Source organism: Streptosporangium sp. CA-135522 (assembly GCF_050949235.1).
In the GTDB taxonomy this organism is placed as follows: domain Bacteria; phylum Actinomycetota; class Actinomycetes; order Streptosporangiales; family Streptosporangiaceae; genus Streptosporangium.
This window is the reverse complement of the sequence record NZ_CP192026.1, coordinates 8743039-8766685: the sequence shown is the minus strand read 5'-3', so window position 1 is coordinate 8766685 and position 23647 is coordinate 8743039. Positions and strand designations below refer to the sequence as shown.

Here is a 23647-nt window from a genome sequence, read left to right as displayed (position 1 = left end):
GCCGCATGGCCGAGACTCCATTCACGACCCAGTCCACGCTGCTCAACTACTCCAGATCTACTCCGAAACCCGATGTGGAGGGCGCGGGATTCTTTGAGAATCTGTTCCATTCGGATCTGGACGAGATCAAGAAATGGATAGACGACACCGAGCCGAAAGCCGTGAGACAGGCGGGCGATTATTACACCTCGGCCCAGATCCTGCTTGAGGGTGCCGCCAAGAAGCTCAAGGAGCTTGCCACACGATTGGCCGAGCACTACAAGGGGCCTGCCGCGTTTGAAACGCAGAAGCAGCTCCGGCTCCTCCATGCGAACATACGCGAGCTCGGCGCCAAGCTGGGGCAGATGGGGCCGCCGCTGACCCGTTACGCGAGCACGCTCGAGTGGGCCAAGGACAACGTCGTCGACTCCAGGTTCTTCCGCTCCAAGTCGAACGACAGTTTCGAGTTTTCGAGCCTCGTCCCGGGCGCCGGGATGATGTGGTGGGAGGACCGGGCGCGCAACCACCTCGAAGCGGTCAACAAGGAGATCGTCAAGCACTACGAGGCGCTCCCGACCGAAATACAGCACGCGATTCTCAGCATCGGTTCGGAGGGCATGCCCGAGTTCAAACCGGGCGGGCTCGGCTCGCTGGGCGGTCCGGGCTCGCCGTACGGCCCCGGCTCGCCGTACGATCCGAACGGCCTCGGGACGGACGGTTCCGCAAACCCTCCCGGCTTCGACCCGAACGGCGGCTATCCCGGCGGGCTCAACCCTGACGGGACGGACCCGAACGGCAGCTATCCGAACGGCACGTATCCCGACGGGCTCAACCCCAACGGAACAAACCCCAACGGGGCATATCCCAATGGACTTGATCCGAATGGCATGAACCCCAACGGCCTCAACCCGAACGGCCTCAACCCCAACGGCCTCAACCCCAACGGGCTCAACCCCAACGGCCTCAACCCCAACGGGCTCAACCCCAACGGGTTCGACCCGTCGAAGATGGGTGTAGACCCCAAGACTCAGCTCGCCGGGTTCGATGACCCGGCGATGTCGCGGTTTCCGAACACCTCCGACCTGTCGAACAACTCCACCTGGCCGAACGGCACGGGACACCAGGGCTCCGGGAGCAATGGGTACGGCAACGGTCCGTCGAGCGGTACGGGAACGGGTGGCGCGGAGACGGGCGGCGCGGGGGGCGGCGGGATCGTGAACGCCGGCGCCTCCGCCGCCGGATCCCGTTCGGGAGCGAACGGCGGCATGTCGGGAATGTACCCGCCCCCTGCGGGGGGAGGCCCCAGCGACCAGGGGGGAAGCGAGCACGAACTGACCTACTGGCTTCCCGAGGACGACCATTACTGGACCGGTGACCAGAAGGACGTCACTTCCTCGAAGCTCGCCTGACGACATGACCATGATCGGACGCCTCGCACGGCCGGTGGACAGGGCGCCGTGCCCACTCCACCGGCCTGTACGGTTCCCGCGGAACCGCAGTAGCCTGTGCGAGTGATGTGATCATGCCCTTCGAGGGCCTGGATGGCTACCCGGGAAGCGCGATTCTAAGGGGCGGAAATGGGCGAATCGCCCCAAGGTAAAGGCTTCGACTACGGGCCCGAAGAGATGAAGAAGCTGGGCCAGGGCGTCGGAGGTCATGCTTCGACACTGGATGCGGTCGGAGCCAAGACGAACGGGATCTCCGTCCCCTTCCCCGGCTTCGGCGCCGTCGGTCTGGGTCTGCAGTACGCCCATGCCGATGTCTGCGACAGCGCTGTGAAGGCGCTCCAGGCCTGCCGGGACGTGGTGCTCAACTGGGAGAAGGCCCTCGGTGAAACAAAAAACACCTACCTGATGAGCGAGCAGCATCCGAGCATCGAGCGCACGAGTCAATCGAAGCGCATGGCCACCCGTGGGGACGAGGAGAGGGGGCTCGGCGGTTCGGGCCTGGATGGTTCTGGTCCGGGTGGTTCGGGCCTTAATGGTGCTGATCTAGGTGGTTCGGGCTTGGGGGGTTCGGGTCTGAACGGTTCGGGTCTGAACGGTTCAGGTCTGGGGGGTTCGGGTCTGAACGGTTCGGGCTTGGGTGGCTCTGGACTGAACCCGTACGATCCGACCTCACCGAAGCATGATTTCCCTGGCTCGAACATGCCCGATTACAAGCTTCCCGACTCGAAGCTGCCCGACTCCCACCTCCCTGACTCCCATCTCCCTGACTCGAAGCTGCCCGACTCCCATCTCCCCGATTCGAAGCTTCCCGACCCGAACATGCCCAACTCCCAGCTTCCGGGCCTGAACCCATCCAGTCCCGACCTGTCGCAGCCGAAGGTGCCCGACCTGGACTCGTCCAAGCTCGGCGGCGGCCTCGATCCGAAGACGAACCTGGCAGGCTACGACCCGAACACCGTGAAAGCACCGCAGGCACCTGATCTCAAGGCGCCGGATAACGCGTTGTGGAAGAACGACCAGGGGGGGCCGAACAGTCCCGCCCGAACCGATGGCTTCTCGACCGGGTCGGGGGGGTCGGGAGCCGGTTCCGCCCTGTCGGCCAGTGCTCGCACACCCAGCATGTCCGGTATGAGTGGTATGGGTGGCATGCCGATGATGCCACCACCCATGGCGGGCGGCCAAGGAGACAAGAAGGAGGAGCACGAGCCGTCCCCGCTGCTGACCGGGAACGAGGAGGATTGGGGCGCCGACGATCCGGTCGCCCCCGCCGTGATCGGCGAGATAGTGTGATCACCATATTTCCTCATGTCTGCCTGGCATTCGGATAGGAGGTCTCCGTCATGGCCTACGAGTCCGACAGGATGATCTACATGACGTCGGCGGCGACGGCGCACACGGCCGCCGCCATACTCGCGCATCCCGCCGCGGTGCCCAGGCTTCCCTGGGCCATGATCATCGCTCGGATGATCTACCTGCTGGTGTCCAACCCGGGCGCCATGCACAAGGCGGCGGAGGAATGGCGCGACTCGGAGGCGAGCGACGCCGCTCTCGACGCCGTGGAAAAGGGCATTCGCGCGCTGAGGAACAAGGCCCAGGAGGAGTGGAAGGGGGAGGCGGCCGACTTCTTCGTCGCGAGGATGGACATCCTCCTGGAGGAGCTCGAGAAGATGAGGAACTATCGCGACGGCTCCAGCCAGACCCTTAAGCAGACCGCCGCGCTCTACCACCACGGCGCCCAGTTCGTCGCCCCGGTGGCGGCGCTGATGTCGGGCCTGGCCACCGCGTCCCTCATCGCCATCGGCAAGATGGTCTCGGCGCCCACCATCGCCACGGCGCTCCGGACGATCGGCAACACCCTCGTGCGGCTTTTCAGGATGAAGCTCAAGGCGCTCGCCGCCGCCGGCGCGATCCTCGCCGGCGTGAACGTCTACCAGGTCTCGCAGGAGGAGCTGTTCCTCGGCATGAAGGCCCTGCCGGGCAAGACGCCCGACTTCAAGCGCGCCGGCGCGGAGGGCTTCCCCACGGGAGAGCCGAAGAGCATGTCGGCCTGAGCGCACCCGCTCCGGCCGTCCACGCGACAACTTTCTCCCGCTCCGCCTTCACCCGGCCGGATGTGGGCGCCCGAGGGCGTCCACATCCGGCGTCCGGGGCGCGCGGTCGCGGTCACTCGCGCCTCACTGCCCGGGGGGAGCCGTCGCCGAAGGGGCGATCTGCACGGGCGCCTTCGCCGCCGCGGGGTCGAGCGCCGGACCCTCGGGGATGAGTTTCACGATCTGCGTCGGGAGCGGGGCGACGTTCTCCGGCCCGTAACCGAGGCTGGGCAGCACGTCGGCTGACAGGATGGCGTGCCGCCGTCCCTGGTCGCCGATCAGGTAGAGCGGCGTCATCGCCTCCGTCCTGCCGTTGCCCGGCAGCACTCCCACCAGGGCGCCGGCGCCGCGGGAGAGCGTCACCCGGTCGGCCACGTCCTGGTTGAACCATCCCTTCGGCGGCTGGGGAATCGGCACCGTGCTGCCGTTCGTCAGGGTCGCCCGGGTCGAGCCGTGTTCGGTGTCGGAGTAGACGGCGCAGAGCGGGCTCGTCGGAGCCGATGAAATGATCTTCGGCATCGATGCGGGAAGGTCGCCGACGCCGAGGTGGGTGCTCGACTGCTTCATCCCGTTCGCGGTCGCCGGGGCGATCTGCTTCGGCAGCGGCTCGGCGTTGCCGTACGCCTGTTTGATGTCGGGGTCGGCCAGCAGCAGGGTGGCCTGGAGGGGGCTGACGTCCGCCAGGCCGTCGGCGAGCAGGACGTACCACTTGGCGGGTCCGCCCGTCACCGGCGGTACGGTGAACACCCTGCCGACGGTGGATCTCCCGCCGTTGGGCCCGCGCGCCGGCCCGCCGAGACCCGGGATCGCCGGAGCCTGGAAGACGTGTCCTTCCGGCAGCGCGTTGAGCCAGGCCGCGGGAACCCGGCGAGGCTGCTCCTGGGTCAGCGCCCGCACGGTCCCGGCGGGCACCTTCAGCCGCTGGTTCGACCACAGCAGCCAGGCCTGGCCTCCGTCCCTCTCCCTGACGACCATGGCCGAGCCCTGCTCGACCGGGGTGCCGCCGACGCCGAAGCCACCGATCAGAGAGGTGTACGGCTTGCGCTCGCCGTTGGTGTCGACACCCTCGGCGACGCACACCGACCAGGGGGCGCGGACCAGGCGGTCGCGGGCGGGCAGCGACTCCGGGGCGCCCGGGATGCCCACCAGCGTGCCGCGGTCGAACTTCGCGAGCGAGGCGGCGCTGACCGTGCGCACCTTCGCATCCTGCGCGTTCAGCAGCAGCCTGGCGGAGGTCACGTTGGTGACCGGGATCATCTTCTTCTGCGGGGCACTGTAGATGAAGGTCGCGCCTGTCTCCTCCTCCACGATCACGTTCCCCGGCTCGGTGAGCCCGGTGGCGTTGCCCGGCTTGATCATCCCTATCACCCCGAAGGCGGCCGTCACCAGCACTCCGACCAGCACCCCGCCGAACATCGCCACGTTGTGCCTGCGCATCGGCGACTCCGGCAGGTCCGGCTCACCCTGGAGCAGTGCCATGCCCAGACGCTGAGTCATCAGCTTGTACGCCTGATAGAGATCGCGACGGGTCTGCATCCCACCTCCGCCTCGCCGAGTGCGCTGTCATCGACAGCATAGGAGTGTGATCAAGTTATCGGCTCGGCGGAGTGACGGTGAACGACGGCCGCCCTCGACGTCTCCGCACACGGGCCCGGGTCCCGTACGGCACGCCGTACGGGACCCGGGCCCGCTGGTTCTTCTGATCCTCTCCGGTCCCTACGGGATCATCCGCAGTTCGCCCAGGCGGTGTCGCCGGTGTTGCCGGCCGGTCCGCCGCCGGTGAAGCGGACGCACTTGCCCTTGGAGGGAAGGTAGACGGGACCCGCGTAGTACTCGAAGTTACCGCGCTCGGTCTTGGACCCGCCGCCCTGGACCTCCAGGGTGGCCCAGACCGAGGTGGAGGTGCCCACGTCGGCGGTCTTCATGGTGACCACGCAGGTGTTGCCGGTGGAGGTGTTGTAGAACTGGTAGGTGGCCCCACCGGCGAAGGACGCGGAGCGCTGCTGGTAGTAGCCGGATCCGCAGACCTGCTGCGCGGTGTAGGGGTTGGGACGCGAGGCCGGGGGAGTCGAGGCGGACGGCTTCGGCTCCGGCTTGGCGGTGGTCGGTTCGATGGTCGAGGGCGTCGGGGACGGCTTCGGCTCCGGCTTGGCGGTCGCCGTGGGAGGCTTCGGCGGCTCGGCGGTGAACGTCGAGGTCGGCTTGGGCGTCGGCTTGGGGGTGTACGTCCAGGACGGCTTGGGCGTCGGCCTGGCGGTGATCGTCGAGGAGGGCGTCGGCTTGGCGGTCGGCGTCGGCGTGGCGGGCTCGCTCGGCGTCGGCGTCGGCGTGACGCTCGGCGTGGGCGTGACACTGGACGTCGGCGTGACGCTCGGCGTGGGCGTGACGCTGGCCGTCGGCGTGACGTTCGGGGTCGGCGTGGCGGGCTGGCTCGGCGACGGCGTCGCCGTCGGAGCCGGAGTCGGATCGACCTTCGACGTCGGCGTCCGCGACGGGGTCGGGGTGACGGTCACGGTCGCGGTCGGGGCCGGTGTCGGCGCCGAGGTCGCCGTCGGAGCCGCCGTCGGGGCGGTGGTCGGCGGCACGGGCGCGTTGGTCGGGATCGCCGGCGGGGTGACGAAGGAGGTCATCGACGGGACCGGAACCGTCGGATCGGTCGTGTTCAGCCGCATCGGCTCGACGCCCGGGTCCTGCGGGTCGGGCGTGCTGGCCCAGGGAACGGTCACCTTGTCCGGAGGATCCTCCCCGACGCCGATGCCCTGCCCGCCGTCCTGGGTCTGTCCCTGTCCCTGCCCCTGATCGACCAGTCCCAGAGACGCGTGGGGGACGGCGCCGTTGGCGGCCGCCTGCTTCGTGTCGCCGAGGGAGGTGTAGCTTCCGGCGGCCCACAGGCCGAGCCCGGACAGCAGTGCGACGACGCCGACGCAGGCGACCAGCACGAGGGACAGGCCGCCGCGCTTCGGCCGCTCGCCGGATTGGGCCGATCCCTGCAGCACGAACGTCGCCTGTGCCGGTTGGGCGGCGTCCTGCGGAAGCGGCGGCGCGCCCCAGCCGGTCGGCGGCGGAGCCTGCGCCGGAGCGGGCTGCTGCGGTATGGCCGGCAGCGCCTCATCCTGCCACGTGTCGTCCCCGGTGATCACGATCGCCGACTGCTCGCCGAGGAGGCGGAGCATGGCGGTCTTGGTGTCGGGGCGCTCGTAGGGGTTCTTGTCGAGGCAGGAGGTCAGGAGAGCGGCGAGTTCGGCCGGGATGCCGGTGAGGTCGGCGGGACCTTCCAGGACGCGGCCGGGCTCTCCGCCGAAGGGCGGCTGGCCGCTGGCGGCGTAGGCGAGGACGGCGGCCCAGGAGAAGAGGTCCGCGGGCCTGCCGGCGGTGGGGGCGGCGCCGGGGTTGAACTCGGCGTGCAGGATCTCGGGGGCGCGGTAGTCGGGTTCGCCGCCGATGATGCCGAGGCCGATGTCGCAGACGCGGGGTCCGTCGGGGCCGAGGATGACGGTGTCGGGAGTGAGGGTGCCGTGGGTGAGGCCGGCCAGGTGGATGGCGGTGAGCGCGGTGAGGGTGGTGACGGCGAGGTGTTCGAGCGCGTCGCCGGTCAGCGGGCCGTCGGCGGCGACCGTCTGGCGCAGGGAGCGGCCCTCGACGTGCTCACGGACGATGTAGGGGGAGTCGTCGAACCAGCCGACCTCGATCAGCTTGGCGGTGTGCGCGCCGGAGACGCGTTTGGCGGCGTGCAGCCCGTTGGTGATCTGCTCGCGGGCCTGGGGAGTGGCTTCCGGGCGTGGGGCGAGCACGCGGATGACGCGGAGGGTTTCCTCATCGGGCAGGTGACCTAGGTACACGGCCTGCTGAGGGTCCTGGCTGAGCCGCCCGACGAGGACGTGAACGCCTACGCGCTCCGGATCCCCCGGCAGTAATGGGTTGAAATCCCCCATTGCAATCCTTCCACCTCAACTACCGTTAAAGCTACTAATAAGTTGATCTATGCCTATCAAAGCAAACATGGGCACTAGAGTTCACTGATTTCACAGGTCTTTCACGATCTGTTATCCGGGGTTCCCGGCTGCCATCTGCGACGGCGGCCCGCTGGAATCGTGACGCTACCCAGCGTGACCAGGACGACGGCGGCGAGCGACAGAAGGGCGATCCAGGTCGCGACCGAAACGCTCAGGGTGTCCTCCGGCGGCGCGTGCCGGATCGCGTCGGCCGGTAGCGGGGCGGGTGCCGGCGGCGCGAGCGCCACCGTCTCCGACGGCAGGATCGCCGAGACGGCCTGCAGCGGGTTGACCAGTCCCTTTCCGGTGCCGGTCCCGGAGCGGCCGTCCGCGGTCAGCTCGATGCGCCGCACCACCTCCGCCTGGGTCAGATCCGGGTAGCGGGAGCGGACCAGCGCGGCGACCCCGGACACGTACGCCGTGGCGAAGCTGGTGCCCTCCCGTTTCTCCACGTAGACCTGGAAGGGCCAGGGGACGGTGAGGTCCGTGCCGGGAGCCAGCACGGTGACGGGCGTGATCGAGTTGGAGGAGTCGGCCCTCCGCCCGTCGGGACCGGCGGAGCCGACGGACAGCACGCCGGGGTAGGAGGCCGGATAGGCGGGCACGGGGGAGCCGTCTTCCTTGCTGACGTTGCCGGCCGCGGCGACCACCACCACGTCTTTGGACAGTGCGTAGGCGATGGCGTTGCTCAGGTCGGGCTGGTCGGCCGCCTGGGTCGACACGTTGATCACTTTGGCGCCGAGCTCGACGGCCTTCGCGATGGCCTGGACCAGCATGCCGACCTGTCCTTCGCGCCCCGTGGTGTACTTGACGGAGATCAGCTTGGCCTCCGGCGCGACCCCGGAGAACAGGACCCGGTCGCGCGGGACGGCGGCGATGATGCCCGCCACCGCGGTGCCGTGGCCGTAGCAGTCGCGCGGCCCGGTGCCGGTGACGTCCTCCGCGCGGGCCCCCCTCAGCTGGGGATGCGTGGTGTCCAGGCCGCTGTCGATGACCGCGACGGGCACCCCGAAGCCCTTGGTCAGCCGCCACACGTCGGGCAGGTTGAGCCGCTTCTGGCCCCACGACTCCGCGATTTTCACCGTGCCGCGCTCGGGGGCGCACTTCTCGGGCTCCGCCGCCGCGGACGCGACCGCCGGAGCCGCCGGCGCCGTGACCACCGTCAGCAGCGACACCGCGGCGAGAATCCGACCGATCACCATGCGTTCCCCCAATACGGGTGGATAACCGGCAGAACCCTACTCAACTTGATCAAGTGTTGTCACGGCGGGGACGGGCGGCCCGCGACCGCTCGGGCGAGCGGCGGCGTCCGGCGGTCCTAAGCTGGCTGTCGTGAACGAGCGAGGCGGGCGTGCCGTCGGGCGCGCCGGTGATCGCTCGTTCTCCGACGTGCGTGGCGGGGAGCGGGCATGAGCGAATATCCGTGGGGTGAGGCGACCGCGACCGGCATCGGGTCGCACCCGGGAGAGGACCACGCGGAGGCGATCAGGGTCGTCTTCGGCGAGCTGCCCGCGCTGCCGTACCTGCCGGAGCTGCCCGCGCGCGGAGTGGGCGCCGACATGGTCGGCCGCACCGCGTCGCTGCTGGTGGAGCTCCCGGTGGAGGTGCAGCCGTCCGGCTGGCGCTTCGCCGACCGGCCGGGACGCGACTTCAAGCGGGCCCGCGACCATCTCGTGCGCGACCTCGACGCGCTGGAGGAGGCGGCCCAGGGGTATCGGGGACCCTTCAAGATCCAGGTGTGCGGTCCCTGGACGCTGGCCGGGGCGATCGAGCTGCGCCACGGCGACAAGACGATCGCCGACGCCGGAGCCGTGCGCGACCTGGTCGACTCCTTCGCCGAGGGGCTCGCCGCCCACGTCGCCGACGTGCGCCGCAGGGTGCCGGGCGCCTCGGAGATCGTGGTCCAGCTCGACGAGCCCGGACTGCCCGGTGTCCTGGCGGGCACGGTGCCGACCGCGTCGGGCTTCGGGCGGCTGGCCGCCGTCGAGGCCCCGATCGCCGCCGAGCGGCTCGGGGCGGCGCTGCCCGCGGACGCGTTCGCGATCGTGCACTGCTGCGCTCCGGACGTGCCCTTCGGCGTGCTGCGCGCCGCGGGCGTCAGAGGCGTGTCGCTGGACGCCTCCCTGCTCAGGAGACGTGACGAGGACGCCATCGGCGAGTCGCTCGAAGCCGGGACGGCCTTCTTCCTCGGCGTCGTGCCCGGCGTGGACTCCCGGCTGCCCGACGTCGGCGTGGTGGCCAGGCCCGCCGTCGAGCTCTGGCGCCGCCTGGGCTTCCCGGCCGCCACCGTGGCCACGCAGGTCGTGCTCACCCCCGCCTGCGGACTGGCCGGAGCGTCTCCGGCCTACGCCAGGGCGGCGCTGGCCAAGGTCCGGGAGGCGGCCCGCGTGCTGAGGGACGACCCCGGCGAGTGACCGCCGGGCCGGGCGGGTGACCACCACGGCCGATCCCGGCGGCCCCGGCGGGCTCGAAGCCCCGACGGGGGTTGCCCATCTCCGGGTAAGGGCGCCGCGCGTTGTCGGTGCTCGGCGATAGCGTTTCCCTTGGTTGGATTGACGAGGGGAGAGCTGGGCGATGGGCGCTGAGGTCGAGGGTGTGCCGGTGCGGGCGCTGGAGCGGCACGCGAAGCTGACCGAGCTGGCCGAGGAGGCCAACTGGCGCTACCACGTGCTCGACTCGCCCACCGTGAGCGACGCCCAGTACGACACGTGGATGCGCGAGCTGCGGCAGTTGGAGGAGGATCACCCGAGCCTGCGCACGCCCGACTCGCCCACGCAGAAGGTCGGCGCCCCGATCTCCAGCGACTTCACGCCGGTCACGCACCTGAAGCGGATGGAGAGCCTGGACAACGCCTTCAACACCGACGACCTGGCCTCCTGGCGGGCGCGGGCCGAGCGGCTGGCCGAGCGAGACCCGGCGCCCTACCTGTGCGAGCTGAAGATCGACGGCCTGGCGATCGCGCTGGTCTACGAGAAGGGCCGCCTGATCCGGGCCGCGACCCGGGGCGACGGCCGCGTGGGCGACGACGTGACGGCCAACGTGCGCACCGTCGCGGGCGTGCCGCACCGCCTGGCCGGCGACGACGTGCCCGACCTGGTGGAGGTGCGGGGCGAGGTCTACATGCCCGTCGAGGGGTTCGAGAAGCTCAACGAGCAGCTCGTCGAGGCCGGCAAGGCGCCGTTCGCCAACCCGCGCAACTCGGCCGCCGGCTCGCTGCGGCAGAAGGACCCGCGGATCACCGCGCAGCGCCCGCTGCACATGATCGTTCATGGCATCGGCACGTGGGAGGGGGTCGCCCTGCCCCCGACCCAGTCGGAGATCTACGAGCGGCTGCGGGGGTTCGGCCTGCCGGTCAGCGACCTCTACAAGGTCGTCGACGACCTCGACGGCATCGACGCCTTCATCGAGTTCTACCGCGAGCACCGCCACGACCCCGCCTACGAGATCGACGGCGTCGTGGTGAAGGTCGACCGCATCGAGCTCCAGCGCAACCTGGGCTCCACCAGCCGGGCGCCCCGCTGGGCGATCGCCTACAAATACCCGCCCGAGGAGGTCAACACCAAGCTCCTGGACATCCAGGTGGGAGTGGGCCGCACCGGCCGGGTCACGCCGTACGGCGTCATGGAGCCGATCGTCGTGGCCGGGTCCACGGTCGAGCGCGCCACGCTGCACAACGGCTCGGAGGTGGTCCGCAAGGGCGTGCGCATCGGTGACACCGTGGTGCTGCGCAAGGCGGGCGACGTCATCCCCGAGATCGTCGGACCGGTCGCGGACCTGCGCGACGGCACCGAGCGCGAGTTCACGATGCCGACGCACTGCCCGGAGTGCGGCACCGAGCTGGCCTACGAGAAGGAGGGCGACGCCGACCTGCGCTGTCCCAACACCAGGGCCTGCCCCGCCCAGCTCCGCGAGCGGATCTTCTTCGCGGCCGGACGCCGGGCCTTCGACATCGAGGGCCTGGGTTACGTGGCGGCCACCGCGCTGACCCAGCCGCTGCCCCCGCAGGAACCGCCGGTCCGCACCGAGGCCGACCTGTTCGACCTGACCATCGAGCGGCTGCTGCCGATCCGGTCGGTCGTCCGCGACCCCGACACCGGCCTGCCCAAGACCGACCCGGAGACGGGTGAGCCCAAGGTCGTCTCCTTCTTCGCCAACCAGAGCGGCGAGCCGAGCAAGAACGCCGAGAAGATGCTGGAGGAGTTGGACAAGGCCAGGGACCAGCCGGTCTGGCGGGTCCTGGTCGCGCTCTCCATCCGGCACGTCGGCCCGCCCACCGCCCAGGCGGTCGCGGCCGAGTTCCGCTCGATCGACGCGATCGCGGCGGCCTCGGCCGAGGAACTGGCCGCGGTCGAGGGCGTCGGCCCGCGCGTGGCCACCGCGATCCACGACTGGTTCGAGGTCGACTGGCACCGGGAGATCGTCGAGCGGTGGCGGGCCGCGGGGGTCCGGATGGTGGACGAGCCGCCGGCCGAGCAGCTCCCGCAGACCCTGGCGGGGCTCACCTTCGTGGTGACCGGCACGCTGGCGGCCTTCACCCGCGACGAGGCCGGCGCGGTCCTGGCGAGCCGGGGCGGCAAGGTGTCGGGCTCGGTGTCGAAGAAGACCTCCTTCGTGGTGGCGGGCGAGAACGCCGGCTCCAAGTTCGACAAGGCGGCCAAGCTCGGTGTGCCGATCCTCGACGAGGACGGCCTGCGGGTCCTTCTGACGGAGGGCCCGGAGGCGGCGGCCGGCATGGCGGTCAAACCGGAGGAGTGACCGGGGACGAGCCGGAAGAACGATCGGGGATAAGGGCTTTAGTGCCGCGATTGCTTGAAATGACTGGTAACGGAACGTGCGCAACCGGTTTCGCGAAGTGGCCCAGAGGCCGTACTCTCCCATAGTGAACTAATGGGGGTTTTGTTACTCATGGCCGACCCAAACGACACACGCGACACCGGACCGCGCGTGGGCTCACCCCTGTGGGCCTACCTCGCCGTCGTCATCACGATCGGGTTCATCGCCCTCGCCGTGGCGCAGTGGCAGATCGGGCCGCTGGAGCTGGCGGGCCTCGCCCGCAGCCCGATGTTCTGGATGCTGACGGTCCTGGTCGTGCTGGGCGAGTTGCGGCCGGTGCTGCTGTCGTCGTCGATGACGGTGGGCGGCACCTACCCGTCGACGATGTTCACCTTCGCCGCGCTGCTCCACTACGGACTGCCGGCCGCCGTGTTGATGCAGACGGTCGGCATGATCGTCAACAGCGTCGTCACCCGCAAGGCATGGCACCGCGTCATGTTCAACATCGCGCAGGCGACGCTGGCCTGCACCGCGGCCGGGGTGGTGCTCGTGCTGCTCGGACGCCACGGGGTCCCGGGCGCCTCCTGGGTGCCCGCCGGGTCCGACCTCCTGGCGATCGGGCCGGCCGGGCTCGCCTACTTCGTCGTGCGGGCGCTGCTCGTCTCCGGCGCGGTGGCACTGCACGAGCGCCGATCGATCAACCGGGTGATCAGGACCACGATCGGCCACCAGAGCCTGGTCTACGCCGGGCTGCTCGGCCTGGCCCCGCCGGTGGTGGTGGTGATGAACCACTCGCCGGCGCTGGTGCCGCTGTTCGTCGCGCCGATGGCCGCGGTCTACTTCACCGCCACCCTGTCGGTTCGCCAGGACCACCAGGCGATGCACGACGGTCTCACCGGCCTGCCCAACCGCAAGATGCTCGTGGTCAGCACCGAAGAGGCGCTCGCCGAGGCGCGGATAGGCGAGCGGGTCGGCCTCTTCCTGCTCGACCTCGACAGGTTCAAGGAGGTCAACGACACGCTGGGGCACCCGGTGGGCGACCGGCTGCTGCAGATCGTGGCCCATCGGCTCACCCACAGCGTACGGCCGGGCGACGTGGTGGCCCGGCTCGGCGGCGACGAGTTCGCGGTGCTGCTGCCCTCGGTGAGGGACGCCGCCGCGGCCCGGGAGGTGGCCGCGCGGCTGCGGGTGGCCCTCACCGAGCCGGTCCGCCTGGAGGGGATGACCTTCGACCTGGACGCCTCGGTCGGCATCGCTCTCTACCCGGATCACGCGCCGGACTTCGAGTTGCTGCTCCAACGCGCCGACGTGGCGATGTACCTGGCCAAGGAGGGACGGACCGGCGTCGAGATCTACGTGGCGGGCAAGGACCGCAACAGCCCCGAGCGGCTCAACCTCATCGGCGATCTGCGCAGGGCCATCGACCGCTCGGAGCTGCGGCTGCACTACCAGCCCAAGCTCGACCTGGCCAACGGGCAGGTGCGGGGCGTGGAGGCGCTGCTGCGGTGGCGTCACCCGGAACGGGGAATGATCTCCCCGGGGGATTTCGTGCCGATGGCCGAGCAGTCGTATCTCATGCGGCACCTCACCCAGTACGTCATCGACGCGGCCCTGGAGCAGGCGGCGCACTGGTGGCATACCGGCTTGCACGAGCAGATATCGGTAAACGTTTCCGCCCGTGACCTGCTCGACTCCGCCCTCCCCGACCGGCTGGAGGCCGGACTCGCCCAATACCGGCTGCCGCCCAAGGCGATCCAGCTGGAGGTCACCGAGCGCATCCTGATGACCGACCAGGCCTACACCGCCGACGCGGTCCGCGCCCTGACCTCGCTCGGCGTGCCGCTCGCGCTGGACGACTTCGGCACCGGATACTCCTCGCTGGTCCGCCTGCAGCGCCTGCCGGTCGCCGAGGTCAAGATCGACGCCTCGTTCGTCCGCAGGATCCGCGAGTCCAAGGACGACGAACGGATCGTCCGCTCCATCGTCGACCTGGTCCGCTCCCTGGGCCTGCGCTCGGTCGCCGAGGGCGTCGAGTCGGCCGAGGTGGCCACCCGCCTGGCCGACATGGGGTGCGACCTCGCCCAGGGCTGGCTGTTCGCCGAGCCCATGTCCGCCGCCGACGCCACCGTCTGGCTGCGCAAGCACCGCGACCCGGCCACGCCCGCCTTCCGTTTCCTGAGCTCCGAGGTCCTCGACCCGCAGACGGCCTAGCCCGCCGCCGGCGAGCCCGTCGTCCCCGCCGGCGGATCTTCTGAGCGGTCCGACGTGGTCGCCGACGCGTTAATGGGTCAGGCACGTTAGGTCACGAGCCCTAAGATGACAGTGTCCAATTGCCATTCCACGAAACGGGTTCAACGACTCATGTCCGCCATAACCCGCGACGAGGTCGCTCACCTCGCCCGGCTGTCCCGGCTGGCGCTGGCCGACGAGGAACTCGACCACTTCGCCGCCCAGCTCGATGTGATCATCGGTGCGGTCGCCCGCGTCGCCGAGGTGGCGGCCGACGACATCCCGCCGTCCTCGCACGCGCTCCCGCTCACCAACATCTACCGTCCCGACGAGGTACGGCCCGGCCTCACGCCCGACCGGGCGCTGTCCGGAGCCCCGGCGGTCGAGGACGGCCGCTTCCGTGTTCCGCGCATCCTCGGGGAGGAAGCATGAGCCTCATCCACAAGTCCGCCGCCGAGCTCGGCGCGCTGGTCGCCAACGGAGAGGTCTCGGCCGTCGAGGTCGCCCAGGCGCACCTCGATCGGATCGCCGCGGTCGAGCCGCAGATCAACGCCTTCCTGCACGTCGACGCGGAGACGACGCTGGAGCAGGCGCGCGCCGTCGACGCCCGCCTGGCCGCCGGGGAGAGGCCCGGCCCGCTCGCCGGCGTGCCGATCGCGCACAAGGACGTCTTCACCACCGTCGACATGCCGACCACGGCCGGGTCCAAGATCCTTGAGGGATACCGCCCGCCGTACGACGCCACCGTGACGCGCCGCCTGCGCGAGGCCGGGCTGGTGATCCTCGGCAAGACCAACCTCGACGAGTTCGCGATGGGCTCCTCCACGGAGAACTCGGCCTACGGCCCCACCCGCAACCCGTGGGACCTGTCCCGGGTCCCGGGCGGCTCCTCCGGCGGCTCCTCCGCCGCGGTCGCGGCCTACGAGGCCCCGCTGTCGACCGGCACCGACACCGGCGGCTCGATCCGCCAGCCCGCCGCGGTCACCGGCATCGTCGGCATGAAGCCGACCTACGGCGGCTCGTCCCGCTACGGCGTGATCGCCTTCGCCAGCTCCCTGGACACGCCGGGCCCCTTCGCCCGTAACGTCATGGACGCGGCGCTGCTGCACGAGGCGTTCTCCGGCCACGACGTCATGGACTCCACCTCCATCGACGCCCCGGTGCCCTCGGTGGTCGAGGCGGCGCGCAACGGCGATGTGGCCGGGCTGCGCGTCGGCGTGGTCAGGGAGTTCGGCGGCGACGGCTACCAGCCGGGCGTGCTGGCCCGCTTCCACGAGACCGTCGAGCTGCTGGAGTCGCTCGGCGCCAAGGTCGTCGAGGTCTCCTGCCCCTCCTTCACCACGGCCCTGCCTGCCTACTACCTGATCGCACCCTCGGAGTGCTCGTCCAACCTGGCCCGCTTCGACGCCATGCGGTACGGCCTGCGGGTCGGCGACGACGGCACGCGAAGCGCCGAGGAGGTCATGGCGCTGACCCGGGCCGCCGGCTTCGGCCCCGAGGTCAAGCGGCGCATCATCCTGGGCACCTACGCGCTGTCCAGCGGCTACTACGACGCCTACTACGGCCAGGCGCAGAAGGTCCGCACGCTGATCGCCCGCGACTTCGAGGCCGCCTTCCACCAGGTCGACGTGCTCATCTCGCCGACCACGCCGACCACGGCGTTCCCGATCGGCGAGCGAGCCGACGACCCCATGGCGATGTACCTCGCCGACCTGTGCACCATCCCGACCAACCTGGCGGGCAACGCGGGCATCTCGGTGCCGTGCGGCCTGGCCGACGAGGACGGCCTGCCGGTCGGCCTCCAGGTCATGGCCCCGGTGCTCGGCGACGACCGCTGCTACCGGGTCGCCGCGGCGGTGGAGAAGGCCCTGGAAGACCGCTGGGGCGGCAGCCTGCTGTCCAAAGCCCCGGCGCTGTAGGGCTTTTCAGGGCGATAGGGCGACAGGGGGAACGGCGGCATGATCACTCGGATCGAGATCGACGGGTTCAAGTCCTTCTTGAACTTCGACCTCGACGTGCCGCCCTTCCTCGCGCTGGTCGGTCCCAACTCCAGCGGCAAGTCGAACCTGTTCGACGCCGTCGGCTTCGTCGCCGACGAGATCGCCGGCTCCGGCGGGCTGCTCGACGCGCGGCGGGGTCTGCCGGGCGAGCAGTTCCACCGGGTCGCGCGGGGAACGCCCGTTCCCGGGTTCGTCGTCTCGGTGGAGGCCCTGGTCTCCCCGGAGCCCGGCGCGCTGGTGCCGATCCGCTTCGACGTGGGCGCGGAGATGGTGCTCAGGATCCCGCGCTCCAGCGGGGCCGTCATCAGCCATGTGGCCCACCGGCTGCCGGAGGAGCTGCTGGAGTTCATGGTCGAGGACCCGGAGCCGGAGGTCACTCCGCGCCGCACGGTCCAGTCGTGGCGGCGCCACGCCCCGTCGCCGGCGGCCATGCGCCGCCGGTTCTCCGCGGCCGACCGCGGACCGCTCGCGGCCGACGGGTCCAACCTCGCCGCGGTGCTCGGGCGGATGGCGGGCACGGCCGCGCTGGGCGACCTCGTGGTCGACCTCGCCGGCGTGCTGCCCGACGTGGTCGGGCTGGTGCCCCGCGTCGACCGCGAGGAATGTTCCTTCGAACTGGTCGTCGACGGGCAGGGAACGGTGCCGCCCGCGCTGCTGTCGGACGGGACCCTGCGGACCCTCGGCCTGCTCACCGCCCTGCACGACCCGGACCACCCCGGCACGCTCCTGGTGGAGGAGATCGAGAACGGTGTGCACCCCAGCCGTCTCGGCGAGCTGCTCCGCCGGATCCGGCAGCGGATCGCCGAGCCCGGAAGCGCGAAGCCGTACCGGCAGGTGATCCTCACCAGCCACTCTCCGGTGGTGGTCGCCGAGATCTACCAGACCGAGCCCGACGCGCTGACGTTCCTGGACACTGCGGTCCGCGTCGATCCCGACAGGGATCGGGTCTCGCGGGTGACCGTGGCCAAACCGATCCAGCCGGACGGCGAGCCGGGCACGTACGTCTCGCCCAGGCAGGTCCGCAAATACCTGGGCGCGGCGGCATGAGCCGTCCTCTGGTCCCCGGGCTGATCGCGGAGGGGGATGCCGACGAGGCCTTCCTCGGCATCGTCATCTCCCGGCAGCTGCGCGAGCTGACGTGGATGTCGCCCTACGCGGTCGACGTCGAGGCGACGGAGGTCGTCTCCTGCGATCGGGAGCACATGGTCACGGCGCTGGAGGAGCTCGCCGCGGACTGCCATCTGCTCTTCACCCACGACGATATGCGGGAGCGCGGCAAGACGGGCGGTAAGTCGGACGGTGTCCGCTACCACTCGCACTACCTGGTGCCGGTCATCGGGCTGGGGGAGACCGAGACCTGGCTGCTGGCCGATCGCGATGTGTGGGCCGGGCTGGAGGGCAGTGACCTCGGCCTGCTGCCGAACCGGCCGCGCGACGTCGAGAGGATCACCGATCCCGCCAGGGTCCTGGCCGCGACCGTCCCCCGGCGGGGAAAGCCGATCCGCGACTACTTCGAATACATAGGACGCAACATCGATCTCGCGGTCCTGGCCCAGGTGCCCGCCTACGCGGACTGGGTCGCCGAGACGAGAAACGCATTGAAGGGACTTGGTTACCTTTGAGCATGGGACAGGGCCCGGCGCGGTGAGCGCGAGGGGCGGGCGCTCCGCGGAGCGGAGCGGTGAACGATCGATGAGCACGACACGACCCGACGCAGTGAGCGTGGCGGCGCGCGAGGGACGAGCGGCCCCGCGGAGCGAACGAGGAATGGTGAACGACCGATGAGCACGGAAACGCTGATGCCGTACGACGAGGCGCTGGAGCGCTTCGAGCCGGTGCTGGGCCTGGAGACGCACGTCGAGCTGGGCACGGCGTCGAAGATGTTCTGCGGTTGCCCGACCACGTTCGGCGCCGCGCCGAACACCCAGGTCTGCCCCGTCTGCCTGGCCCTGCCCGGGGCGCTGCCGACGGCCAACGCCGCCGCCATCGAGTCGACGATCCGTATCGGCCTGGCGCTCAACTGCTCGATCGCCGAGTGGTGCCGCTTCGCCCGGAAGAACTACTTCTACCCGGACATGCCGAAGAACTACCAGATCAGCCAGTACGACGAACCGCTCTGCTTCGACGGTTACCTCGACGTCGAGGTCGACGGCAGGACCGTGCGGATCGAGATCGAGCGGGTCCACCTGGAGGAGGACACCGGCAAGTCCACCCACGTGGGCGGCGCCACCGGCCGCATCCACGGCGCCGACTACTCGATCGTCGACTACAACCGCGCGGGCATCCCGCTGGTGGAGATCGTCACCAAGCCGATCCCGGGGACCGACCGGCTCGCCCCCGAGATCGCCCGCGCCTACGGCATCGAGCTGCGCGAGGTCATGCGCGGCCTCGGCGTCTCGGACGTGCGCATGGAGGAGGGCTCCATGCGCTTCGACGTGAACGTCTCCCTCATGCCGCGCGGCTCCTCGGAGTGGGGCACCCGCACCGAGACCAAGAACGTGAACTCGCTGCGCAGCGTCGAGCGCGCGGTCCGCGGCGAGATCGAGCGCCAGGCCGCGATCCTGGCCGACGGCGGCCGGATCCTCCAGGAGACCCGCCACTTCCACGAGAACACCGGCACCACCACCTCGGGCCGCTCCAAGGAGGAGGCACAGGACTACCGCTACTTCCCGGAGCCGGACCTGGTGCCCATCGCTCCCGACCCCGCGTGGGTGGCCTCGCTCAAGGCCGCCCTGCCGGAGCTGCCGGGCACGCGGCGCAAGCGGCTCCAGCAGGAGTGGGGCGTGTCCGACCTCGACATGGCGGCCATGCACAACGCCGACGCCATCGACCTGGTCGAGGCGACGGTCGCCGCCGGGGCTCCGCCCGCGGACGCCCGCAAGTGGTGGATGGGCGAGCTGGCCCGCCGGGCCAACGAGGCCGCGGTCTCGCTGGCCGAGCTCCAGATCACCCCGGACCAGATCGCCCGGGTGTGCGCGATGGTCGCCGGCGGCGCGCTGAACGACAAGCTGGCCCGCCAGGTGCTGGAGGGCGTGCTGAACGGCGAGGGCTCCCCGGACGAGGTGGTGGCCGCGCGCGGCCTGCAGATCGTCAACGACGAGGGCGAGCTGATGGCGATCATCGACCAGGTCCTGGCCGACAACGCCGCCGCCGCGGACAAGGTGCGCAGCGGGAAGATCGCCGCGGTCGGCGCTCTCGTCGGCGGCGTCATGAAGGCCAGCCGGGGCAAGGCCGACGCCGGTCGCGCTCGTGAGCTCCTGCTGGAGCGGCTCGGCGTCTCCGAGTAGCGCCCCGCGCGCCTGCCGGGGCGGGTGCGCGAGAGGTCTCTTCGAGGCTGTGAAAGGCCCGCCGATCGAAAGATCGGCGGGCCTTTTGTATGTGGTAATTCCGATTTTTCATATCAAGCATGTATTGACTCAATTATTGATTACTTGCACAGTGATCACGTCAGTCACCCCTTTCCCTCTGGTGCTTTCCAGCCCCAGGATCGGAGAACGCGTGAAAAGGCATTTGGCGTTCGTGATCATGCTGGTGGCCGTCGCCGGTGGCGCGCTGACGGCCGTCGCCCCAGCTCAGGCTGCCACTCCCGGGCTTGTGGCCGCTCCCGTAATAGACGCCGCCATCATCGCCGACGGAGTTCGCCTGCGATCGGCCTTCTCTACTACGGCGATTACGGCCAGATTCTGAGCTCCTCAAGCGGCTGGTGCCGCTTCCGGCTGGGCGGCAGGTCGGTCTCCGGGCTGCCCGCGGGAACCACGGGGTGGGCGTCCTGCTCCTACTTCGCGACGGAGGACGGCTTACGCCTGCGGAACGCGCCCGTCGACTCGCTGGAGACGCCGTAGGGCTCGGGTTCCCTGGAGACGCCGTAGTGCCCGGGAGGGAGGCGGCCCCGCCGCTCTCCAGTGCGGCGGGACCCCCAAGAACCACCTGACATATGCCCGCTGTCCGGGCGTCTCACGCGATCCGTGACGAACGCGTGACCAGCTTCCGGGCGAGCGGGGCCAGCAGCACCAGGAGCGCGACCGCCAGCAGAGCCGCCGCGACCGGGCTCCTGACCAGGACCGTCACGTCTCCCGCGCCGATGGCCAGGGCCCGGCGCAGCTGGATCTCGGCCATCGGGCCCAGGATCATGCCGATCACGGCCGGGGCCACCGGAAGCCCGAACCGGCGCATCGCGAAACCCAGCATGCCCAGGACGTAGAGGATGACCAACTCCACCCAGGAGGAGTTGAGGGCGTAGACGCCCAGCGCGGCGAACAGCACGATGCCCGCGTAGAGGTAAGGCCGGGGGACGCGCAGCACCCGGGCCCACAGCGGAGCCAGCGGCAGGTTGAGCACCAGCAACATGGTGTTGCCGATGAACAGCGAGGCGACCATGCCCCAGACCAGCGCCGGATTGTGGTCGAACAGCTGGGGGCCGGGCTGCAGGCCGTACTGCTGGAAGGCCGCCAGCAGGATCGCGGCCGTCGCCGACGTCGGCAGGCCCAGGGTGAGCAGCGGGACGAGGGTGCCCGCGGCCGAGGCGTTGTTGGCCGCCTCGGGACCGGCGACGCCCTCGATCGCGCCCCTGCCGTACTCCTCGCGGGCGACCCCGCGGGCCAGGCGCTTCTCGATCGAGTACGACAGGAAGGTGGGGATCTCCGCGCCGCCGCCCGGCAGCGCCCCGAACGGGAAACCGAGCGCGGTGCCGCGCAGCCACGGACGCCAGGACCTCGACCAGTCGGAGCGGCCGAGGAAGGCCCGGCCGACCGGGATCACCTCCGGCCGGCCGTGCCGCAGCCGGGAGGCGACGTAGAGCACCTCGCCCAGCGCGAACAGGCCGACCGCGACGATCACCACGTCGACGCCGTCGAGCAACTGCGGCACGCCCAGGGTCAGCCGCGCCTGCCCGGTCTGCTGGTCGATGCCGATCAGCCCGATGACCAGGCCGACCCCCAGCGAGGCCAGCCCGCGCACGACCGAGCGTGACAACACCGACGACACCGCGGTGAAGGCCACCACGGCCAGCGCGAAGTAGTCCTCGGGACCGAACGAGATCGCGAAGTCCACCACCAGCGGGGCCGCGACGACCAACAGCCCGGTGGCGATCGTGCCCGCGACGAAGGAGCCGATCGCGGCGGTGGCCAGCGCCTGGGCGGCCCGTCCCCGCTTGGCCATCTGGTTGCCCTCGAGCGCGGTGATCATCGAGGAGCTCTCACCGGGTGTGTTGAGCAGGATCGAGGTCGTCGACCCGCCGTACATGCCGCCGTAGTAGATCCCGGCGAACATGATGAACGCGCTGGCCGGAGGGACGGTGAAGGTGATCGGCAGCAACAGCGCCACCGTCATGGCCGGGCCGATGCCGGGCAGCACGCCGACCAGCGTGCCGAGGGTGACGCCGACCAGCGCGTAGAGCAGGTTGACCGGGGTCAGCGCGGTCGCGAAGCCCTCCATCAGGAGCCGCAACGACTCCACCTAGATCACCCCCGACAGCAGCCCCGCGGGCAGCGTCACGCCCAGGCCCTTGACGAAGGCCAGGTAGGTGACGGTGGACAGCACGATCGCCACCACACCCGCCTGCAACCGCCGGGTGGCCCCGAGCACCACCGAGAGGCCGAAGAAGAGCAGCGCGCCCGCGATGATCCAGCCGAGCAGGTCCAGCAGCACGGCGAAGGCCAGGAAGACCACGCTCACCGACGCCACCGTCCGCCAGTCCGCGCGCGCGTCGACGTCGACGTCCTCGCTCTCCTCCGGATCACCGTGCCCGCCCCGGATCACGTCGATCACGTAGAACAGCCCGACCAGCAGCAGCGCCGAGCCGACGATGACGGGGAAGAAGCGGGGCCCCAGCCCGAGGGAGGAGCCGGCGGCGCTGACGTCCGCCGTCCCCACGATCACGAACACGCCCAGCGCCAGGACGATCAGAGCCAGGACGAGCTCGGGTCGCCGCCATGAGTGTGCCGGGCCGGCGCCGTGGTCGGTGGCGCCGGTCGGCTCTTCGGAGGAGCGCATCAGGAGACGAGTCCCATTTCCGCGATGATGGTCTTGACCTTGGCCTGCTCGGCCGTGAGGTAGTCGGCGAACTGCGGGCCGGTCTGGAAGGAGTCGATCCAGCCGTTCTTGGCCACCGCCTCCTTCCACGTCTGGGAGTCGTGCATCTTGGTGACCAGGTCGGTCAGGTTCTTCCTGGCGGCGTCGTCCAGCTCGGGCGGCGCGACGAACCCGCGCCAGTTGGCCAGCTCCACGTCCAAGCCGCCCTCCTTCAGGGTGGGGGCGTCCACGATGTCGACGCGGTCGGGCGAGGTCACGCCGAGGGCGCGGAGCTTGCCGGACTTCACGTGCTCGGCGAACTCCCCGATGCCGGAGACGCCCATCGCGACCTTGTTGCCCAGCAGCGCGTTGAGCGCCTCGCCGCCACCGGAGTGGGCGATGTAGTTGACCTTTTTGGGATCGATCCCGGCGGCCTTGGCCATCAGGCCCGCCACGATGTGGTCGGTTCCCCCGGCGGAGCCGCCCGCGATCGCGATCCTGGCGGGGTCGGCCTTCCACGCCGTCACCAGATCGGCCAGCGACTTGTACGGCGAGGCCGCCGGAACCACGACGATCTCGTACTCCTCGGTGAGCTTCGCGATGGGCGTGGTCTCGGCCAGCGTGACCTTCGACTTGTTCTGCTCCACCGCGCCGAGCATGACCAGGCCCATGGTCATCAGCAGGTTGCCGTTGCCCTTCTCGCCGGCGAGCTGAGCCAGGCCGATGGTGCCGCCCGCGCCGGGGACGTTGTAGACCTCCACCTTGCGGGACGGGTCGGCCGACTTGAAGGCCTCCGCCGCCGTACGGGAGGTCTGGTCCCAGCCGCCGCCCGGAGAGGCCGGAGCCATGATTTTCAGCGTGCCGGCGGCCGTGCCCGAGCCCGAACCCGAGCCGCACGCGGTGAGGGCGGCGAGGGACAGGACCGCGAGGGCGGTGAGTCTCCGAAGACGCATGGTCAACTCCAAACAGCGTGAATGAAAGCGTGGTGAGGATGCTGAGCGTCCCAGATAACGGTGTCGATCCTTTTCGAGCTTGCCGTCGTATCGGTCGTATTGGTCACGCCGGTCACGGTCACCGCGACCCCGCCGTTATCTCCGGCTGCTTTCATGAGTCCCTGACCAGGGAGT

The 23647-nt window shown here is 70.2% G+C and carries 18 protein-coding genes; 12 read left to right on the top strand and 6 right to left on the bottom strand.

The genetic code is table 11. The features are described from left to right. Positions 1 to 5: 5 nt before the first annotated feature. The 3 genes from ACQPYK_RS41260 (at position 6) to ACQPYK_RS41250 (ending at position 3478) form a co-directional block, all read left to right on the top strand. Positions 6 to 1388, top strand: coding sequence for a hypothetical protein (locus tag ACQPYK_RS41260; protein ID WP_433244221.1), 1383 nt, complete (start codon positions 6 to 8; stop codon positions 1386 to 1388). Between the two features lie 168 nt (positions 1389 to 1556). Continuing rightward, a complete protein-coding gene (locus ACQPYK_RS41255) occupies positions 1557 to 2717 on the top strand; it encodes a hypothetical protein (RefSeq protein ID WP_433244218.1) in 1161 nt (386 codons plus the stop codon). 50 nt (positions 2718 to 2767) lie between these two features. Then, positions 2768 to 3478: a WXG100 family type VII secretion target gene (locus tag ACQPYK_RS41250; protein WP_433244215.1), complete on the top strand. Its 711-nt coding sequence runs from the start codon at positions 2768 to 2770 to the stop codon at positions 3476 to 3478. A gap of 123 nt (positions 3479 to 3601) precedes the next feature. Here ACQPYK_RS41250 and eccB read toward each other — a convergent pair whose 3' ends face one another. The 3 genes from eccB to ACQPYK_RS41235 form a co-directional block, all read right to left on the bottom strand. Continuing rightward, positions 3602 to 5053: a type VII secretion protein EccB gene (eccB, locus tag ACQPYK_RS41245; RefSeq protein WP_433244212.1), complete on the bottom strand. Its 1452-nt coding sequence runs from the start codon at positions 5051 to 5053 to the stop codon at positions 3602 to 3604. A gap of 188 nt (positions 5054 to 5241) precedes the next feature. Next, entirely contained in the window at positions 5242 to 7449 is a 2208-nt protein-coding gene (locus ACQPYK_RS41240; RefSeq protein WP_433244209.1) for a protein kinase domain-containing protein, read from the bottom strand. A 101-nt stretch (positions 7450 to 7550) separates the two neighbouring features. Beyond that, the gene (locus ACQPYK_RS41235; RefSeq protein WP_433244206.1) at positions 7551 to 8711 is read right to left on the bottom strand and encodes a S8 family serine peptidase; all 1161 of its coding nucleotides are present in this window, start codon (positions 8709 to 8711) and stop codon (positions 7551 to 7553) included. 207 nt (positions 8712 to 8918) lie between these two features. Here ACQPYK_RS41235 and ACQPYK_RS41230 point away from each other — a divergent pair, with 207 nt between their 5' ends. The 9 genes from ACQPYK_RS41230 (at position 8919) to ACQPYK_RS41190 (ending at position 20198) form a co-directional block, all read left to right on the top strand. Continuing rightward, positions 8919 to 9923, top strand: coding sequence for a methionine synthase (locus tag ACQPYK_RS41230; RefSeq protein WP_433244203.1), 1005 nt, complete (start codon positions 8919 to 8921; stop codon positions 9921 to 9923). Positions 9924 to 10083: 160 nt separating this feature from the next. Beyond that, the gene (ligA, locus tag ACQPYK_RS41225; protein ID WP_433244200.1) at positions 10084 to 12264 is read left to right on the top strand and encodes an NAD-dependent DNA ligase LigA; all 2181 of its coding nucleotides are present in this window, start codon (positions 10084 to 10086) and stop codon (positions 12262 to 12264) included. A gap of 150 nt (positions 12265 to 12414) precedes the next feature. Continuing rightward, a complete protein-coding gene (locus ACQPYK_RS41220; RefSeq protein WP_433259071.1) occupies positions 12415 to 14493 on the top strand; it encodes a putative bifunctional diguanylate cyclase/phosphodiesterase in 2079 nt (692 codons plus the stop codon). Positions 14494 to 14643: 150 nt separating this feature from the next. Then, a complete protein-coding gene (gene gatC, locus ACQPYK_RS41215) occupies positions 14644 to 14943 on the top strand; it encodes an Asp-tRNA(Asn)/Glu-tRNA(Gln) amidotransferase subunit GatC (protein WP_433244197.1) in 300 nt (99 codons plus the stop codon). Then, positions 14940 to 16430 (top strand): Asp-tRNA(Asn)/Glu-tRNA(Gln) amidotransferase subunit GatA, encoded by a 1491-nt coding sequence (gatA, locus tag ACQPYK_RS41210; RefSeq protein ID WP_433244194.1) that lies wholly within the window; start codon positions 14940 to 14942, stop codon positions 16428 to 16430. Before gatC ends, gatA begins: the two co-directional genes overlap by 4 nt. A 39-nt stretch (positions 16431 to 16469) precedes the next feature. Beyond that, positions 16470 to 17558, top strand: coding sequence for an AAA family ATPase (locus ACQPYK_RS41205; RefSeq protein ID WP_433244191.1), 1089 nt, complete (start codon positions 16470 to 16472; stop codon positions 17556 to 17558). Then, positions 17555 to 18133, top strand: coding sequence for a hypothetical protein (locus ACQPYK_RS41200; protein ID WP_433244188.1), 579 nt, complete (start codon positions 17555 to 17557; stop codon positions 18131 to 18133). Before ACQPYK_RS41205 ends, ACQPYK_RS41200 begins: the two co-directional genes overlap by 4 nt. Positions 18134 to 18292: 159 nt before the next feature. After that, positions 18293 to 19798 carry an Asp-tRNA(Asn)/Glu-tRNA(Gln) amidotransferase subunit GatB gene (gatB, locus tag ACQPYK_RS41195; RefSeq protein ID WP_433244185.1) on the top strand — a complete coding sequence of 502 codons (1506 nt, stop codon included), beginning with the start codon at positions 18293 to 18295 and terminating at the stop codon, positions 19796 to 19798. Positions 19799 to 19847: 49 nt separating this feature from the next. Beyond that, positions 19848 to 20198, top strand: a complete 351-nt coding sequence (locus ACQPYK_RS41190; protein WP_433244182.1) for a hypothetical protein — start codon at positions 19848 to 19850, stop codon at positions 20196 to 20198. Between the two features lie 267 nt (positions 20199 to 20465). On the opposite strand, the gene ACQPYK_RS41185 is transcribed toward ACQPYK_RS41190, so the two are convergent. Genes ACQPYK_RS41185 through ACQPYK_RS41175 form a run of 3 tightly spaced genes read right to left on the bottom strand, consistent with a single transcriptional unit; the run spans position 20466 to position 23473 of the window. Continuing rightward, positions 20466 to 21965 carry a tripartite tricarboxylate transporter permease gene (locus tag ACQPYK_RS41185; protein ID WP_433244180.1) on the bottom strand — a complete coding sequence of 500 codons (1500 nt, stop codon included), beginning with the start codon at positions 21963 to 21965 and terminating at the stop codon, positions 20466 to 20468. Further along, positions 21966 to 22502, bottom strand: a complete 537-nt coding sequence (locus ACQPYK_RS41180; RefSeq protein ID WP_433244177.1) for a tripartite tricarboxylate transporter TctB family protein — start codon at positions 22500 to 22502, stop codon at positions 21966 to 21968. Further along, complete coding sequence (locus ACQPYK_RS41175) at positions 22502 to 23473, bottom strand: Bug family tripartite tricarboxylate transporter substrate binding protein (protein WP_433244174.1); 972 nt, start codon at positions 23471 to 23473, stop codon at positions 22502 to 22504. Before ACQPYK_RS41175 ends, ACQPYK_RS41180 begins: the two co-directional genes overlap by 1 nt. Between the last annotated feature and the right edge of the window lie 174 nt (positions 23474 to 23647).